Source organism: Nonomuraea longispora, from assembly GCF_004348345.1.
In the GTDB taxonomy this organism is placed as follows: Bacteria; Actinomycetota; Actinomycetes; order Streptosporangiales; family Streptosporangiaceae; genus Nonomuraea; species Nonomuraea longispora.
On sequence record NZ_SMJZ01000113.1, the window covers coordinates 1 to 13,482 of the forward strand.

A 13,482-nucleotide genomic window follows, 5' to 3' on the forward strand; every position below is an offset into this window, starting at 1 on the left:
GACGCCACCATCCCGCCGAGCATTATCTGCGCTGGTCACACTGGCGACGCTGTCACCAAGCCCGCGCCCGCCGCTGCCACTATCAACGCCAGCGCAGACTCATCGATCCCTAAGTGCGGCTGGAGTATTAGTCGACTGTGAATGCTCTGTGCAGAGCAACTATTGTGGGATCATATGGCCATGCAGCGCCCTACCAAGCTGCACCGCCTCGTATGATGGATGCGGCACCCTTTACAAGTACCCATGTGATGGAATGTGCACGTAGCGCACGGCAAGTAGCAGCGTCATCGTGGCTGGACAACCAGGTTCTTGGCTGTCCGGCCACAATGCCAAATTCGCTATCCCCAGCAGGGGCCCTGCATAGTCCGCCTAGCATTAAATCACCCAGGCGGCCATTGAAGATCTACGTCCAGTGCTCTGGCCTAGGTCCACGCAGCGCGCCAATGATGTGCCGGCGAAGTCCAGGAGTATCTATATCTAGGCTATGTAGCTTTACAGCTGTGGCGGACTGACTCTCTCTAAGTAGTCCAAGCACAAGATGTTCCGTACCGACATAACGATGACCGAGCTCAGACGCCTCAAGGCGTGCGAGTCGGATTGCTTCCTGAGCCTGAGAGTCGAACGGCGCGGCCTGTGAAGTTCCAGTCGGCTCTTCATTGCTCGACCGTGCGATGCACTGATCGAGCTCCTCAAGACTCACTCCCATGGTGCGGAGTGCGTGGACGCCCACACCTGCATTGAGGCGAATGAGACCCTGCATTATGTGGTCGGCGCTAGCTGTCTCCCGGCTATCCTCTATCGCCTTCTGTCTGGCTAGGTCGAGGACCTGCGTTGCTCGCTGAGTGAGAACTTCTTCCAGGGGCTTGCTCGAGATCTCTCTTCGCCACATTAAGACGCTCCTCCGAGATGGAAGGACCCGCTAGAAGCCTCGGCCTTTCTGCCCATAATACGTGCCAGGATCGCATAGGCCGACCGCTTGCACCAGCAGAACCGAGAAGGCATGCTGTCAGGCCATAACGGGTTGAACGCGAAGAATCATATAGCCGTCACGGCCCGCTCAGCTGGTGTATAGCTGAGACTCATGAGCTGCAGGTTTTCTGAGAAGTGGAAGGTCAGCTGCTGGCCGACCGGGGCGTGATGCTGGCCAGTGCGACACGGATCGCCAAACGGGCGTATCGTCGGTGTTCGTGACCACCCTCCTCGCCCGACCCAAGGATGCCTCGGACGTTCTGGTGCACGAACCGGAGGTCTGAAGCTCCCCGACTTTGATGGAGACCTCAACGGTTGATTCCGGCGGGTTCGTTGGGCTGGTGTTGAGCGTAATGGAGAGCTTCGAACTCCTCTGGTGGCAGGTGCCCGATCGCTGAGTGCAGGCGGGTGGCGTTGAACCAGTCCACCCATTCGGCGGTGGCCAGTTCGACGTCGGCCAGGCAGCGCCAGGGTCCTCGGGGGCTTGATCAGCTCGGTCTTGTAGAGGCCGATCTGTGATTCCATCAGGGCGTGCCGACGCTGCCGACGGAGGCGTCGATCCCGGCCGCCAGCAGATGCTTGGTGAACCGGAAAGACGTGTATTGCTCGGCATCGCTGTGGTGGATCAGTCCCGGCTCGACCCGGCCGGCCGATACGCCCTCGCCGCCACAGGGCCATGTCCAGGGCGTCGAGTACGAGTGTGGTGTGCTTGGTCAGCGAGGCGGCCCAGCCGACGATCGCCCGGGAGTAGACGTCGACCACGAACGCGACGTAGACGGCGCCGCACCAGGCGGCCACGTGGGTGAAGTCGGCCACCCAGGCAGCGTTCGGCCGAGTCGCGGTGAAGTCGCGTTGGAGGCGGTCGGCCGCCCGCTCATGGCTGGGGTCGGCCATGGTGGTCCGCACCTTCTTACCGCGCCGGGCGCCTCGCAGGCCGAGGGCGCGCATGCGCCGCTCGATGGTGCCGCGGGCCACCTGGTGTCCTTCGCGTTGCAGCTGATGCCAGATCTTGCGGGCGCCGTAGACGCCGTAGTTGTCGGCGTGGATGCGGGTGATGTGCTCGTCCAGTTCGGCGTCGCGCACGGCCCGCGCCGAGGGTGGCCGGTTCTTGGCGGCGTAGTAGGTGCTGGTGGAGATGGGGCAGCCGTGCTGGGTCAGGACACGGCAGATCGGCTCGACACCGAACATGTCGGCGTGCTGGTCGATGAAGGTCACGAGTGCGTGTGTGGCCGGTCGAGCTCGGCGATGCTCCTATGTCGTCAAGCCGCCATGGCCATCTTGTGCTGGCTCGGCTGCGAGGCGGTGGCGTCGGTGCGCTTGAGGGCGCGGTAGACCACGTCGGAGATGCGCCGGCGCAGCAGGCGAACCGCCTCGGTGCGAGTCTTGCCCTCGGCCATCAGGCGGTCGACGTAGGCTTTGCCCGGGCCAACGCCACGCGTCTGCGTCACAGCAATCATGTGTAAGGCCGAGTTCAGCCGCCGATTGCCGCCGCGGTTGAGCCGTACCCGGCTGCTGTTGCCCGACCATACGGGGATGGGCGCGGTGCCGGTGAAGCGGGCGAAGGCCGCCTTGGACCGGAAACGATGCACGTCCGAGGCCTCGCCGATGATGGTCGCCGCGCCGAGCACACCGCACCCAGGGATGACCGGTCGCGACCGCGTTGATCGTGGCCCACTCGGTCGGGTAATCGGGCCGCACTTCGGCAACCATCCGCACCGCTCGGCGGCGCAGCTCGGCGGGGTAGGGGGACTTACCTGGCATGGACTCGATCCTCTCAAGAGATCAAGCCTCCACCGAACCCGGGGCGATTCACCCGGCGCAGTTCAAGATCCCCTGCACCTGGCCCTGGGCCCACCAACTGCGACACGCCATCGCATCCGTCCTACCGCTGCCCGCTCCCACCTGAGCACCAGCCCCGCCCCTGACACCCCGACCGGCAAGACACCACCGGCCCGTGGACCCGGCACCACCGGCGTGACCGCCGACCCAGCACCCTGCCCAGAAACCCAATTGAAGATCCACAAATCATCCAGCCGTCACGCTGGGCGCAGCCACCCAAACCCGTGTAGGGTCGGGGGCTGGCGCGGTGGCGTCTCCGGGCGGTAGGGCCTGGGCCCTTCATGTTCCGCCGGTTTCCCGGTCGGTTGTGCCACCCCAGTGACCGTGGCCAGGTTCGTTGCTCCGTTTCCAGTCCCCGCCCGTCGAACCGTGCATGCCGTTCTCCGGCACACGGCTCACCGACGTCGTTCACCGCCTGGCATTCGGCGTCCCCCGCCAGTCCCGCAAGGGCCTGGGCGCAACGACGATTCCCGACAACGTGACCAGGCCGAGTTGGTCTGGAGACTGGAAGGCCACAACCGACCAGCCAAACCCCCGCGAGCGGCGATGGCGTTTGCGAAGCACGAGCGCCATCCGCATCCGCACATAACTCCTGATCTTGTTGAAGTGCCGGGAGGAGTTACCGAACCGGAAATAGGCGGCCCAGCCGCGCAGGAACCGGTTGATGTCCTCCACGATCACCTCCGGGTGCAGCAGCAGCCGGGACCGGAGCGTCAACTGACGGATCCGGTCGCGGGCGTGCTGCATGGCCCGGTCGGCGGGCCAGCGAGCGAGGAAGGTGACAGGCCGTTTGCCGTCCCGGCCCGGGCTGCGCACCAGCCGATGGTGAAAGCCGAGAAAGTCCAGCCCTTCCCCACCGACCTCCAGGTGCACGATCCGGGTCTTGGCCGCCTTCGGCTTCAAGCCGAGCTCGGCCAGCAGCGCCGTCAGCCGCGCGAGCGCGCGTTCGGCCTGACTGCGAGACCAGCACATCACCGTCACGTCGTCGGCATAACGCACCAAAACCCCATCAGCCTCATCCCACGCCCGATCGAGCCGGTGCAGGTAGACGTTGCACAAGACGGGTGAAATCACCCCGCCCTGCGCGGTCCCGGTGACCGGCCGACGCACCTGCCCGTCCTCCACCACCCCAGCACGCAAGATCGCGCGCAGGAGCTTGACAACGGACTGGTCACAGACGCGTTCCTCGACCGCTCGTATCAACTCCTCATGCGGAATCGCCGAAAAGCAGTCGGCGATATCCGTCTCCACCACCCACCGTCGCCCCCGATAACACTCATCGATCAGCACCTGCAAGGCGTCGTGCGCCGAGCGCTTCGGCCGGAACCCGAACGAGCAGCCCAGCATGTCCGCCTCGAAGACCGGTTCGAACACGATCTTCAACGCGGCCTGCACGATGCGGTCCCGAACCGCAGGATCGATAACGGCCTCTGCTCAGCCGTGCCCGGCTTGGGGATCAACACCCGCCGCGCCGGAAGCGGCCGATACCGTCCCTCCCGCAACTCATCGGCCACCTCATCGAGCAGCCGGACAACACCGTACTCCACGACCTCGGCCAGGGTGGTCTTGTCGATACCGGGTGCGCCGTTGTTCGCGCGCACCGCAACCCACCCGCGCTGCAGCACATCTCTGCGGCAAACCTTGTCATACAGCGCGTGGAATCGACGTCCGGGATCGGCCTTGGCCGCCCGGTACAGCGCATGCTGCAACGCTCGAACCGGATCACGCGGAACCCGTGGTTCCCGCGATCCCGACGCGGCAGGACTAGCCTGACCAGCACTCACCGGGCCCCTCCATCACAGTCGCTGCGCATCGACGAAGCAGCGGCCCTTCCCTCACCGCCGGTTGTGTTGTCCGGTCGGCTCCAGCAGTACTACGGCCGCCTCCGACGCCCACCCGGCCGGCACTCCATTTCCCGGCGTTGACCGGTTATAGGACGCCACCCTCCAGCAACACCCTCATGTCCGCAGGTTGCCGGGCCGGGGAGGGCCTCCCCAGTTCCCGCCGCCACTATCGACACGTTCCGCGCCCCATACGCCGAGGAGTCCTTAACGGCTGCGCTTCCAGGCTCTACACCGCGTCCATGGCCTTCGCCCTGGATTCGGGGGCTCGGCTCTCCCTGGTTCCCGACCTCGCGGCCGGAACCTCTAACGACGCCGCAGGCTTCGCTTCATGCTACGGACCGCATCGTTGCTCCCCCATGAAAGGGCCTTTGACGCTGGGCTTCGACCCCGCCCGTTTCCAGACGAAACCGCCAGCCTGCTACCGGGCCTCCTGGCAGCTACCCGGACCGGACTCCCACCGGCAAGCGACGACGAGCTTACGAACAACAGGATCCACCGCTACGTCACGGCTTCACCTCCCGTCCTGCTGGGCGCACGAATCATCGAGGCTAAGCCTGCGAAAACAACTCATCCAGCGCATCGTCCCACCGCGCTGGGACACCCTGGGCTACCGTGGACAGCACGGCCACCGCCCGGTCATCGATCTTCACACATCCATGGTCACGGCGGTGGCCGCTTCATGTCCGGCGCTTCGCCAACCCCAAAGATCGCTAGGCCCATTCGGCTCGTGCTAACGTCGGGCATGTCGCAGAAATCGAACGGAGGCCAGTTGGATAATGCCCGTAGCGGGAGATTATGAAACTGGAGGAGATGGCAGCGGGATCCGCGGTTATGGCGAGGCGGACTCCGCACGAGTCCGTTGTACCGTTAGTCGCGAGCGTCTCATTTCAGTGGTCCTTGACCCACGCGTGTTGCGTTCAGACTCAGAAGAGTTGGCCGCATCGCTTATGGAGGCCGTGAACAAAGCGTTCACAGATGCGCGCGCCAGGTCAGCAGCGGAAATATCTGCCCCCCACATCGACCCATTGGCCATGGCACAACATATGCGAGAGTTGCGCGACAATCTATCCGTTCGAACAAGCCGCATCAATGCCTCCATCAACGAGAGTGTGCTGGAGGTGCGGAGCGAAGTGATGATTTCCAGCGATGTGCCAACCTTGGCATTCGCTGACATGTTCGACCAGTTGATTGCAGTGTTGGAAGACGTCGGCAGAACATCCAAAGGAGTCACTGAAATACGTGGCGATGGTGGTAACGATGAGAAGGTAAGAGTCGTTTGCGAGCCGGAAGCTCAGATAGTTTCTATGGACATAAATCCACGAGTCATGCGAAACACCGAGGAACTCGGCAGAGAAGTTACCTCGGCAGTGAACATGGCCTTGGAGGATCTGGATCGCAGACTGAACGAGTATCGAGAATCGGCAGGCCTGGAGCCATCTAAAATTCAATCTCGAATCGATGAACTCCAAGAGCTAAATGTCACACGCCTGCAAAGTTACGCCCAAGGTATTGCCGGGTTGATGGGTAGCATTCGACCGTACGGATGACAGAGATGAATGGGGAAGTACGTGGAAGGTGAACTGAAGGCCGCCTGGCACCAGCTGCGAAGATATGCCGAAGATGTGATCTTAACACATGAGAACGCTCAACACGAGGTTACATCTCTACAGGAAAAGATAGACGCACGCGGCGAGGTCTTCGGCATAAATAATGCTGTGGGACAAACTCTTGGCATGTGCTATGCCGCCGTGCGAGAAAAGGAAAGCTCCTGTTATTCCGAGAGCTTGGAAGCTTATCAGCGCTACCCGAACGGCATGCGATCCATGGCTAGCTCTGGTCAATTGGCGGAGCAACTCAGCGGCGAATTTATCAAAATGTTGGAAGCGGAGGCGAGAAAGAAGTGAGTCTTGAAATCCCATCGTACCTTACTCCGTTGGAACTCTTTCTGGGCCGAATATTTCCGGACGGCAAAGAAGACTCGCTCATCGCGATGGGAGATGAGCAGGAGGCACACGCCATCCGAACGAAGCATCAGGTGTTGGATGGACGTGAGCATATGAGGCAGGCTATCACCACTAGTCGAGGCGATAGCTTCGCTGCCTTCGACGAAGACATCAACGACCCAGAAGGACCGCAGCGCGCCTTAGAGCAAGCCAGCACGGGAAGTAGAGTTGTTGGGCTCGGCCAAAAATCCTCCGCCGGGATAATCCTTGCTCACAAGGCCGCCACTCTCCTACAATATGGATTCACCGCTGCCTCGCTGTCGCAGGCCATGGCTGTGGGCGGATTTGGTGCAACTATGGTTCCCGCAATCAAACAGGCCGGCCAGCGAGCTATCGACGCCGCAACGAACGTCACGGTGGATGCGATTCTGTCCTAATACATAAGTCGTAGGAGAGCCGTCAAGTCTCGCGCTGCTTCCTTCCCAGCTTAGAAATTCATACCAAATGAGTAAATCTGACAGACTCGCTGACTTGGGCCTTTTCAGGTCTGCTGCTATATTTTTTCCAAATGTTCGCAAGCTGGCGTCATTCCCGGGACATGAATTTCGCCCTGGAGGCATGGAAAAGCTGTTCAGTGGAAAGATGGGACACCGCGAGATTCAAGCTCTGCAAGAAAGCTATGAAGCGACGAGAAAAGAACTCAACGCCATGCCGGGTGGTATTCCTCGTACGGCTGACGACGTCAGGCGAATCTTGCCGCATATAAACCCACTCGAGTATAAGAGGAACTGCACTGAGGCTTCCATGGCGGTGGACGATGTCCTGGCAGGGCGTGCCGCCGTAGCGGGGAATTCGAGACATACCAATGTGCTTCCAGATCGTTTCGTGGATAGCAATGGCAAGCCTGTTGGTGGAAAGATCGACGGTGCCGCCTCAAATACTGACGGGTTCGAGCGAGAGCTACTGGATGCGGGTCCCGGTTCACGTGGAATCTTATGGATGGCAAGAAGTAATGGCGACGGGCATTCAGCTAACATGGCGAATCTCGACGGGCAGGTTTATCGAATTGATGGCCAGCTCTCTGGGTATTTGAAAGGTCCCGACGGTGCGCGGCTGCCAGTTATTCTTGATAACAAGCAGTGGGGCATCTTGAACAAGGACGCTGGCGGCGACTTTGAATTCTTCAAGCTCTTTCGTACGGATTCTTAGCGATCACGCATTTTTCAGGGTGGACCGCTGACTAGATCCCTGTATGGGCGGCCACGCTTCGTGGAAAGTCCGCGATCCCTCGTGATCCGGCCAGCGAGTCTGAAGTTCGGTATCCAGGGTGCGCAGTTCGCGTCGGATCCGCGCTGAGCCGGTTCGGTTGGCGGTGTCGAGTGCCTGGCGCCCGAGGGTGTCGGCGTGGTCGGGGTCTTGGTCGGCTTGGACGATCGAAACTGCCAGCTTGGCCGTGAGGTGTCCACGGTCACGCGCCATGTTGTCCGGCAGCTAATCGATCTGCTCCTGCAAGATGGCCGCCGCGGTGTCGGGGCGTCCTGCAGCCCGGTGGCAGGCGGCGGACTGCTCCCGCAGCGTGTCCAAGTCGTAGTGGTGCAGGTATACGGGCGCGCCCGGCGGCGGGTCGGCGGGCCAGCCGTCAAGGCTGAAGGCGTGGCCCCGGCGGTAGGCGTCGATGCCGGTGTGGATGTAGGTGACGACGTCGTCGGGCAGGTCGTCGAGAGGGAACCAGTCGATCTTGTCGCATTTGCCGGGCTCGGCGTTGACGGGCTCCCCGGTCCAGCGGGCGGTGGCGAAGAAGACGCCGATGCGGGCCTGGCCGTCGGGATCGGCGTGGTGACACAGGTGCGCGAACGCGAGGTCGGAGGGCTCGATGACGATGCCGAGCTCTTCGCGGGCCTCGCGGGCCGCACCCTTGGGCAGGGTTTCCCCGGCGTCCAGGCAGCCGCCGGGCACTGACCAGGAGCCGTCGGCGAAGCCGGTGTTCGCGCGCAACAACAGCAGCACCTGGCCGTCACGAATAAGGATCAGATGCACCCCGACGTGAGGGCGGAAGATCTCGGCTGGTGCGGCCATGGCCGTGCTCCACGAAGTGACGGTGCGCTCGATGCCCCAACTCGATGCTGGGGGTCAGCTCACGCTATCGCAGTGCGCGGGGAGCACGGGGGTGCTCGGCGAGGCCGCCGCAGACCGCCCGGGGACCGTCAGGTGTGGGCCAGCGGGGCCCGCCTCTCGTCGGCCGGCTGGTCCATCGCGTGGATCAGGTCGGTGAGGTGGTCGGCCAGCTGGGCCGGGGTGCGGCCGTCGGTGTGCAGGTGGTAGGCGGTCGGATCGGTGGCGGCGATCTCGTTGTAGTGCTCGGCCAGCCGCCGTAGCAGGGCGCGGTTGGCAATCAGGTCCCGGTCGGCGGCGCTCTGGTCCGGCTTCGCGGTCATCCGCGCGGTCAACTCGTCCAGGTCGGTGTGCAGGTAAACGGTGATGTCCGGCTGGGTCAGGTAGCCGGTGAACGGGGCGATGGCCGCGGCGACGGTGGCGTTGTCCAGGCCGTGGACGGCGGCGTGGTTGGCGATGACGGAGTTGACGTAGCGGTCGGCGACCGCGTGCCCGCTGAGCAGTGCGTGGCGGGCCAGGTCGGCGGCGTGCAGCGCGCCGGCCAGGTAGAAGGCCAGCTGGGGCAGGGCTCGGGCGCGGCTGTTGATGTAGGGCTGCAGGTCCGAGACCGGGGCGGGGACGGTGTGGAAGGTGTCGCAGCCGAGCCGCTCGGCCAGGTGGGCGGCCAGGGTGGACTTGCCCGATGCGCTGATGCCCTCCAGCACCACGAAGATCCCCGACCGCGGAGTGTCGGCGGGCTGGTAGGCGGCGGTGAAACGTGCAGTCACGGCAGTGTCCCTTCGGTGAAGGCATCCAGATGCGCGGAGACGGCGGCCAGCAGCGCGGCCGGATCTGCTGTGTGCGGGGTGACGTCCAGGCGCAGGTCGGGGCGCAGCAGGCAGGGGCTCAACGTGCCGGCCGAGTCCAGGCGCAACGCCCAGAAGCCCTCGATGCAGCGCTCCTTCTCGGGGCAGGTGGAGCACTGGCCGACGTGGTGGCGGCCGAGCGCCGCGTCGATGACCTCGATGGTCATCGGGCCGCCTCTGCCGGAGACGGTGAAGACGCGGCGGCCCTGGCCGGTGCCGGAGGTGACGACGTTCTCGGCGGTGGCGATGGAGCGCAGGCAGGCGCTGATATCGCCGGAGGCCACCTTGACGCCGCCCAGGCCGGCGTTGTGGTCGGTGTCGACCAGTTCGATGATCTGCAGGCCGATCCCCAACTCCCGGGCGTAGGCGATGATGTCCATCACCTCGTGCGCGTTCTGCTCCTGCAGCAGCAGGTTCAGCTCAACGATCGGGATGACGCCCACGGCGGCCTCGATCCCGGCTTTGATCTTGGCGATGTCGCCGGGCTTGCCCTCGGCGATCGCGGCGATGGAGGCGTCGGAGAAGTAGTGCAGCGAGACCTTGATCCGGTCCAGCGCCGTGGCCGCCAGCCAATCCAGGTCCTTGGTGAGGGTGAGCCCGTTGGTGATCAACGTGGTGGTGTAGTCGTCCATCTGATGCGGGGGCAGGCCCTGCAGGATCGGGCGGGCCAGCGGGGACAGCAGCGGCTCGCCGCCGGTGAAGAACACGCGCCGGATCCCGGCGGCGGTCATCGCGTTGATCGGCGACAGGAAGTCGCCGACGTCCAGCGCCCGGCGGCGGGGCTGGACGGCGCGGTCGTGGTGGGTGATGCGCGGCGGGATCTCGCCTTCGTTGTGGCAGAACCAGCAGCCGAGCTGGCAACGCGGGGTGAGCGAAACGCGCAGCTGCCCGCCGCGGCGGGCGAAGTCGCCGGCGCCGCCGGACAACCGCCGCGGCATCGGCAGGATGGGCAGCGTGGGCGGTGTGGGCAGGTCGGTGCGCAAGGTCATCGGCAGTCCTGTCCGTGATCGGTGCGACCTGGTGGGCCGCGTCGGCCTTCACCGTCCGCCCGGTCGCCGCGTTCGGGCAGATGGAGGGGCCTGTGCGCCCCTGCGGGCTGGCCTGCGTGCCTTGCGCGCGTCTTGCGCGTACCATCCCCGGCAGTGAGGTGTCGGTGACGGTGGGTTTGCTCATGAGGGCCTCCGGCGACAATGACGCCGTAGGCCACCGAAGGGCGTAGGCATGACACGGCCGGTCACCAACCGCGCGCTGGAGACCCTGCTCACCGAGGCGGCCTATCACCGTTCGCTGGCCGCCTTCGCCCGCCAGGTCAACCGGGCCGCCGCCGAGAAGTATGGGCTGGTTTTGAAGTACGACGGCGCGTCGGTGTATTGGTGGCTGCGCGGCCGCTGCCCCGAACAGCCGGCCCCGGAACTCATCGCCGAGGTGCTGGCGGCCCGGCTGGGCCGCGCCGTAGCGGCCGGCGATCTGGGGTTCGCCGCCTTGGCGGCCGACGCCGACGCCCAAGCGCTGTCGTTTCCCACCACGGTGCCCGCGGCCATCGAGACCGCCGCCGGGCTGTGGCGGCGGCTCGGCACCACCATCTCGTCCTCGCCGGCGCTGCCGTACTCGTCGGCGCCGTTCGTGGCCAGCGCGGCCGAGCAGGCCGGATGGCGCTGGCACTTCGACCCGGCCGACGCCGACGTGGCCCGGACGGCGGGCCACCCGGTCGATGTGCTGGATGTGCAGATGCTGCGCTCGTGCGCCGAGCAGTTCCTGGACCTCGATCGGCACCATGGCGGCGGACACGCCCGCGCGTTCCTGGGCGATTTCCTCACCAGGGACGTGGCGCCCCTGCTGCGCGGGCGTTATGGCGACGCCGTCGGGCGGGACCTGTTCGCCGTGGCGGCCGAACTGACCGGCATGGCCGCCTTCATGTCCTATGACATCGGCGACCACGGCGCCGCCCAGCGCGCCTTCATCCAGGCGTTGCGCCTGTCGAAGACGGCCGGAGATCGCCTGCATGGCGCGCATATCCTGGCCAACCTCGCCACCCAGGCCATCTTCCTGCATCTGACCGGCGAGGCCGTCCGGCTGGCCCGGGCCGCGATCGAGGGCGCCGGCCGCCGCCCGTGCGCGATGGTGGCCGCCCGGCTGCATGCCACCGCGGCCAGCGCCCACGCCCTCGCCGGTGACCGGCAGGGCTTCGCCCAGGCGATCGCGCGAGCCACCCGCGCCCTGGAACGCGCCGAGACCGGTCCGGCCTGGACCCGCTATTTCAGCCCAGCGCACCTGGCCGGCGCCGCGATGCGCTCGCTGCTGGACCTGGGCCTGCCCGGCGAGGCGCTGCGCTATCAGCACCAAGCCCTCGACCTGGGCCCGGCCAACACGCGCACCCGGGCGCTGCATACCGCCCTGACCGCGACCGCGCATGCGCGCGCCGGTCACATCGACCAGGCCGCGCTCTTGGGAACCCAGGCGCTGCAGATGGCGCGGCGAGTCCGCTCGCGTCGGGTCGCCGCCCGCATCACGTTGCTGGCCGACGTGCTGATCCCGCATCGGCCCGTCGCCGAGGTGAGCGTGTTCCTCGACCAACTGCGGGACCAGCCGTCCTCTGGACAGATCGGCCAAATCGCGGGCGGGCAGCCCGTGCCGGGGTAGCGTGGATGAGGTGAGTCAGACCTATCTGCCGCCCGAGCAGTGGTATGCCAGCCTGCCCACCGTTCACCTGTCCGCGTGCATGCTGCTCACCGATGACGCCGATCGTGTTCTGCTGGTCAAGCCCAACTACCGCCCCTATTGGGCGGTGCCCGGGGGGATGGTGGACGACGGCGAGCCTCCCCAGGTGTGTGCCGCGCGCGAGGTCGGCGAGGAACTCGGCCTGCAAGTCCTCCCCGGCGCGCTCCTCGTGGTCGACTGGGTGCCCCCAATGGGGGATCGTCCGCGGCCGATGATGAACTTCATCTTCGACGGCGGCATCATCGCCGATCCCTCCCGCATCCGGCTGCAGACCGACGAGCTCGACGCTGCTCGGTTCTGGCCCTGGGAGGAGGCGGCCACCAAGCTGCCCGCCACGACCGCCGCCCGCATCCCGGCCGCCCGCACCGCCCGCAAGAACCAGCAGACGATCTTCCTGCCTGCCGAGCGCGATGCCTGAGCTGTGCACGTATCCGCGTACTCGGTGGAGCACTCACACAAGTACGCGGACCATCATCGTCGGCTGTTGAGCGCGGACATCAGCTCGCGGTTGGAATCGCGTGCCGCCTGCAGTTCCTGATCACGCTCCTCCAGACGAAGTTGGAGGTCGGCGTTCTCCTCCTCCAAGGCAACGATCCGTTGCTGCAACTCCTGAAAGCCGTCCGAGCCACCGATGCCAGCCTCGCGCCAGATCTCCTCGCCGAGTGCTTGCGACAAACGTTGTTCCAGGGCTTGGACCTTTCTGGCCAGCCGGACGCATTGCTCGCGGCTGTTGGCCAGGTCAGCCTTGAGGGAGGCTCGGCTGACGGACGGGCCTCCCGATGGGCGGTGGGTGGCTCGGCTGCCAACACATGGATCTGAGCAAGCAGGTCGCGGTGGCGATAGAGAAAGCTGCGATCGACGCCCGCTCGGCGGGCGATGGCCGCGACACTGATCTCCTGGCCGGTAGTGGATGCGACGTTGATGGCCTTGACGACCCGTTGGCGGCGACGGGCCGAATCGGCTCGACGGCCTGCCGCCAGCGTGGAGGGTCGTGCTTCTTCGGTAGTCATGCGGGACGCTCCGGACGAAGGTCGGCGAGAGGTTGGCGGACTCGGGGCATGCCGAGCATGACCTGGCGGGTCTTGCGGACGATGCTGATCGCTTCGCTGATCTGCTCGCGCTCGTCATCGGTCAGATCGTTGAGATCTTGTCTGACACGGTGGATCAGGCGCCGGATGAAGTTTCCCCAGTTCAGTAGACACATCAGGGCTT

At 65.1% G+C, this 13,482-nt stretch carries 17 protein-coding genes; 7 read left to right on the forward strand and 10 right to left on the reverse strand.

All coding sequences use genetic code 11. From position 1 onward, the window contains the following. Nucleotides 1-49: 49 nt before the first annotated feature. Nucleotides 50-265, forward strand: coding sequence for a bacteriocin fulvocin C-related protein (locus tag E1267_RS48015; RefSeq protein ID WP_425465096.1), 216 nt, complete (start codon nt 50-52; stop codon nt 263-265). Nucleotides 266-403: 138 nt separating this feature from the next. On the opposite strand, the gene E1267_RS48020 is transcribed toward E1267_RS48015, so the two are convergent. The 5 genes from E1267_RS48020 to E1267_RS45800 all read right to left on the reverse strand — a co-directional run bounded on the left by E1267_RS48020 (nt 404) and on the right by E1267_RS45800 (nt 4,517). After that, nucleotides 404-889: a Clp protease N-terminal domain-containing protein gene (locus E1267_RS48020; protein ID WP_132336040.1), complete on the reverse strand. Its 486-nt coding sequence runs from the start codon at nt 887-889 to the stop codon at nt 404-406. Between the two features lie 146 nt (nt 890-1,035). Beyond that, nucleotides 1,036-2,184: an IS3 family transposase gene (locus E1267_RS26405; protein WP_132336042.1), complete on the reverse strand. Its 1,149-nt coding sequence runs from the start codon at nt 2,182-2,184 to the stop codon at nt 1,036-1,038. A 44-nt stretch (nt 2,185-2,228) separates the two neighbouring features. Further along, nucleotides 2,229-2,747 (reverse strand): transposase, encoded by a 519-nt coding sequence (locus E1267_RS26410; protein WP_132336044.1) that lies wholly within the window; start codon nt 2,745-2,747, stop codon nt 2,229-2,231. A gap of 469 nt (nt 2,748-3,216) precedes the next feature. Then, on the reverse strand, nt 3,217-4,203 hold the full coding sequence (locus E1267_RS26415) for a reverse transcriptase domain-containing protein (RefSeq protein ID WP_220449687.1): 987 nt from the start codon (nt 4,201-4,203) through the stop codon (nt 3,217-3,219). Further along, entirely contained in the window at nt 4,188-4,517 is a 330-nt protein-coding gene (locus tag E1267_RS45800) for a reverse transcriptase family protein (protein ID WP_220449688.1), read from the reverse strand. Before E1267_RS45800 ends, E1267_RS26415 begins: the two co-directional genes overlap by 16 nt. 1,091 nt (nt 4,518-5,608) lie before the next feature. On the opposite strand from E1267_RS45800, the gene E1267_RS26420 reads away from it, so the two are divergent. From E1267_RS26420 to E1267_RS26435, 4 genes are all read left to right on the forward strand, one after another. After that, complete coding sequence (locus E1267_RS26420) at nt 5,609-6,199, forward strand: hypothetical protein (RefSeq protein ID WP_132336046.1); 591 nt, start codon at nt 5,609-5,611, stop codon at nt 6,197-6,199. A gap of 21 nt (nt 6,200-6,220) precedes the next feature. Continuing rightward, nucleotides 6,221-6,556 carry a hypothetical protein gene (locus tag E1267_RS26425; RefSeq protein WP_132336048.1) on the forward strand — a complete coding sequence of 112 codons (336 nt, stop codon included), beginning with the start codon at nt 6,221-6,223 and terminating at the stop codon, nt 6,554-6,556. Between the two features lie 29 nt (nt 6,557-6,585). Further along, entirely contained in the window at nt 6,586-7,032 is a 447-nt protein-coding gene (locus E1267_RS26430; protein WP_132336050.1) for a hypothetical protein, read from the forward strand. Nucleotides 7,033-7,213: 181 nt separating this feature from the next. Then, the gene (locus tag E1267_RS26435) at nt 7,214-7,804 is read left to right on the forward strand and encodes a toxin glutamine deamidase domain-containing protein (protein WP_165959794.1); all 591 of its coding nucleotides are present in this window, start codon (nt 7,214-7,216) and stop codon (nt 7,802-7,804) included. A 282-nt stretch (nt 7,805-8,086) separates the two neighbouring features. On the opposite strand, the gene E1267_RS26440 is transcribed toward E1267_RS26435, so the two are convergent. The 3 genes from E1267_RS26440 to E1267_RS26450 form a co-directional block, all read right to left on the reverse strand. Next, a complete protein-coding gene (locus E1267_RS26440) occupies nt 8,087-8,671 on the reverse strand; it encodes an NUDIX hydrolase (RefSeq protein ID WP_132336054.1) in 585 nt (194 codons plus the stop codon). Between the two features lie 128 nt (nt 8,672-8,799). Next, nucleotides 8,800-9,474, reverse strand: coding sequence for a dTMP kinase (locus tag E1267_RS26445; RefSeq protein ID WP_165959795.1), 675 nt, complete (start codon nt 9,472-9,474; stop codon nt 8,800-8,802). Beyond that, nucleotides 9,471-10,541 (reverse strand): radical SAM protein, encoded by a 1,071-nt coding sequence (locus E1267_RS26450; RefSeq protein ID WP_220449689.1) that lies wholly within the window; start codon nt 10,539-10,541, stop codon nt 9,471-9,473. Before E1267_RS26450 ends, E1267_RS26445 begins: the two co-directional genes overlap by 4 nt. Before the next feature lie 232 nt (nt 10,542-10,773). Between E1267_RS26450 and E1267_RS26455 the strand changes: the two genes are divergently transcribed. Both E1267_RS26455 and E1267_RS26460 read left to right on the forward strand, forming a co-directional pair. After that, nucleotides 10,774-12,192: an NsdA family TPR-like regulatory protein gene (locus tag E1267_RS26455; protein ID WP_132336058.1), complete on the forward strand. Its 1,419-nt coding sequence runs from the start codon at nt 10,774-10,776 to the stop codon at nt 12,190-12,192. A gap of 10 nt (nt 12,193-12,202) precedes the next feature. After that, a complete protein-coding gene (locus E1267_RS26460; RefSeq protein ID WP_132336060.1) occupies nt 12,203-12,688 on the forward strand; it encodes an NUDIX domain-containing protein in 486 nt (161 codons plus the stop codon). A gap of 53 nt (nt 12,689-12,741) precedes the next feature. Here E1267_RS26460 and E1267_RS46625 read toward each other — a convergent pair whose 3' ends face one another. Together E1267_RS46625 and E1267_RS26470 are read right to left on the reverse strand one after the other, a co-directional pair. Next, nucleotides 12,742-12,945, reverse strand: coding sequence for a hypothetical protein (locus E1267_RS46625; RefSeq protein ID WP_246064275.1), 204 nt, complete (start codon nt 12,943-12,945; stop codon nt 12,742-12,744). Nucleotides 12,946-13,276: 331 nt separating this feature from the next. Further along, nucleotides 13,277-13,474, reverse strand: a complete 198-nt coding sequence (locus tag E1267_RS26470; protein ID WP_132336062.1) for a hypothetical protein — start codon at nt 13,472-13,474, stop codon at nt 13,277-13,279. Between the last annotated feature and the right edge of the window lie 8 nt (nt 13,475-13,482).

Bases quoted from the DNA above. Each gene is read 5' to 3' on its own strand.
- E1267_RS26450 (WP_220449689.1), bottom strand. From the start codon at position 10,541: ATGACCTTGCGCACCGACCTGCCCACACCGCCCACGCTGCCCATCCTG.
- E1267_RS26470 (WP_132336062.1), bottom strand. From the start codon at position 13,474: ATGTGTCTACTGAACTGGGGAAACTTCATCCGGCGCCTGATCCACCGT.
- E1267_RS26435 (WP_165959794.1), top strand. From the start codon at position 7,214: ATGGAAAAGCTGTTCAGTGGAAAGATGGGACACCGCGAGATTCAAGCT.
- E1267_RS26440 (WP_132336054.1), bottom strand. From the start codon at position 8,671: ATGGCCGCACCAGCCGAGATCTTCCGCCCTCACGTCGGGGTGCATCTG.
- E1267_RS26455 (WP_132336058.1), top strand. From the start codon at position 10,774: ATGACACGGCCGGTCACCAACCGCGCGCTGGAGACCCTGCTCACCGAG.
- E1267_RS48020 (WP_132336040.1), bottom strand. From the start codon at position 889: ATGTGGCGAAGAGAGATCTCGAGCAAGCCCCTGGAAGAAGTTCTCACT.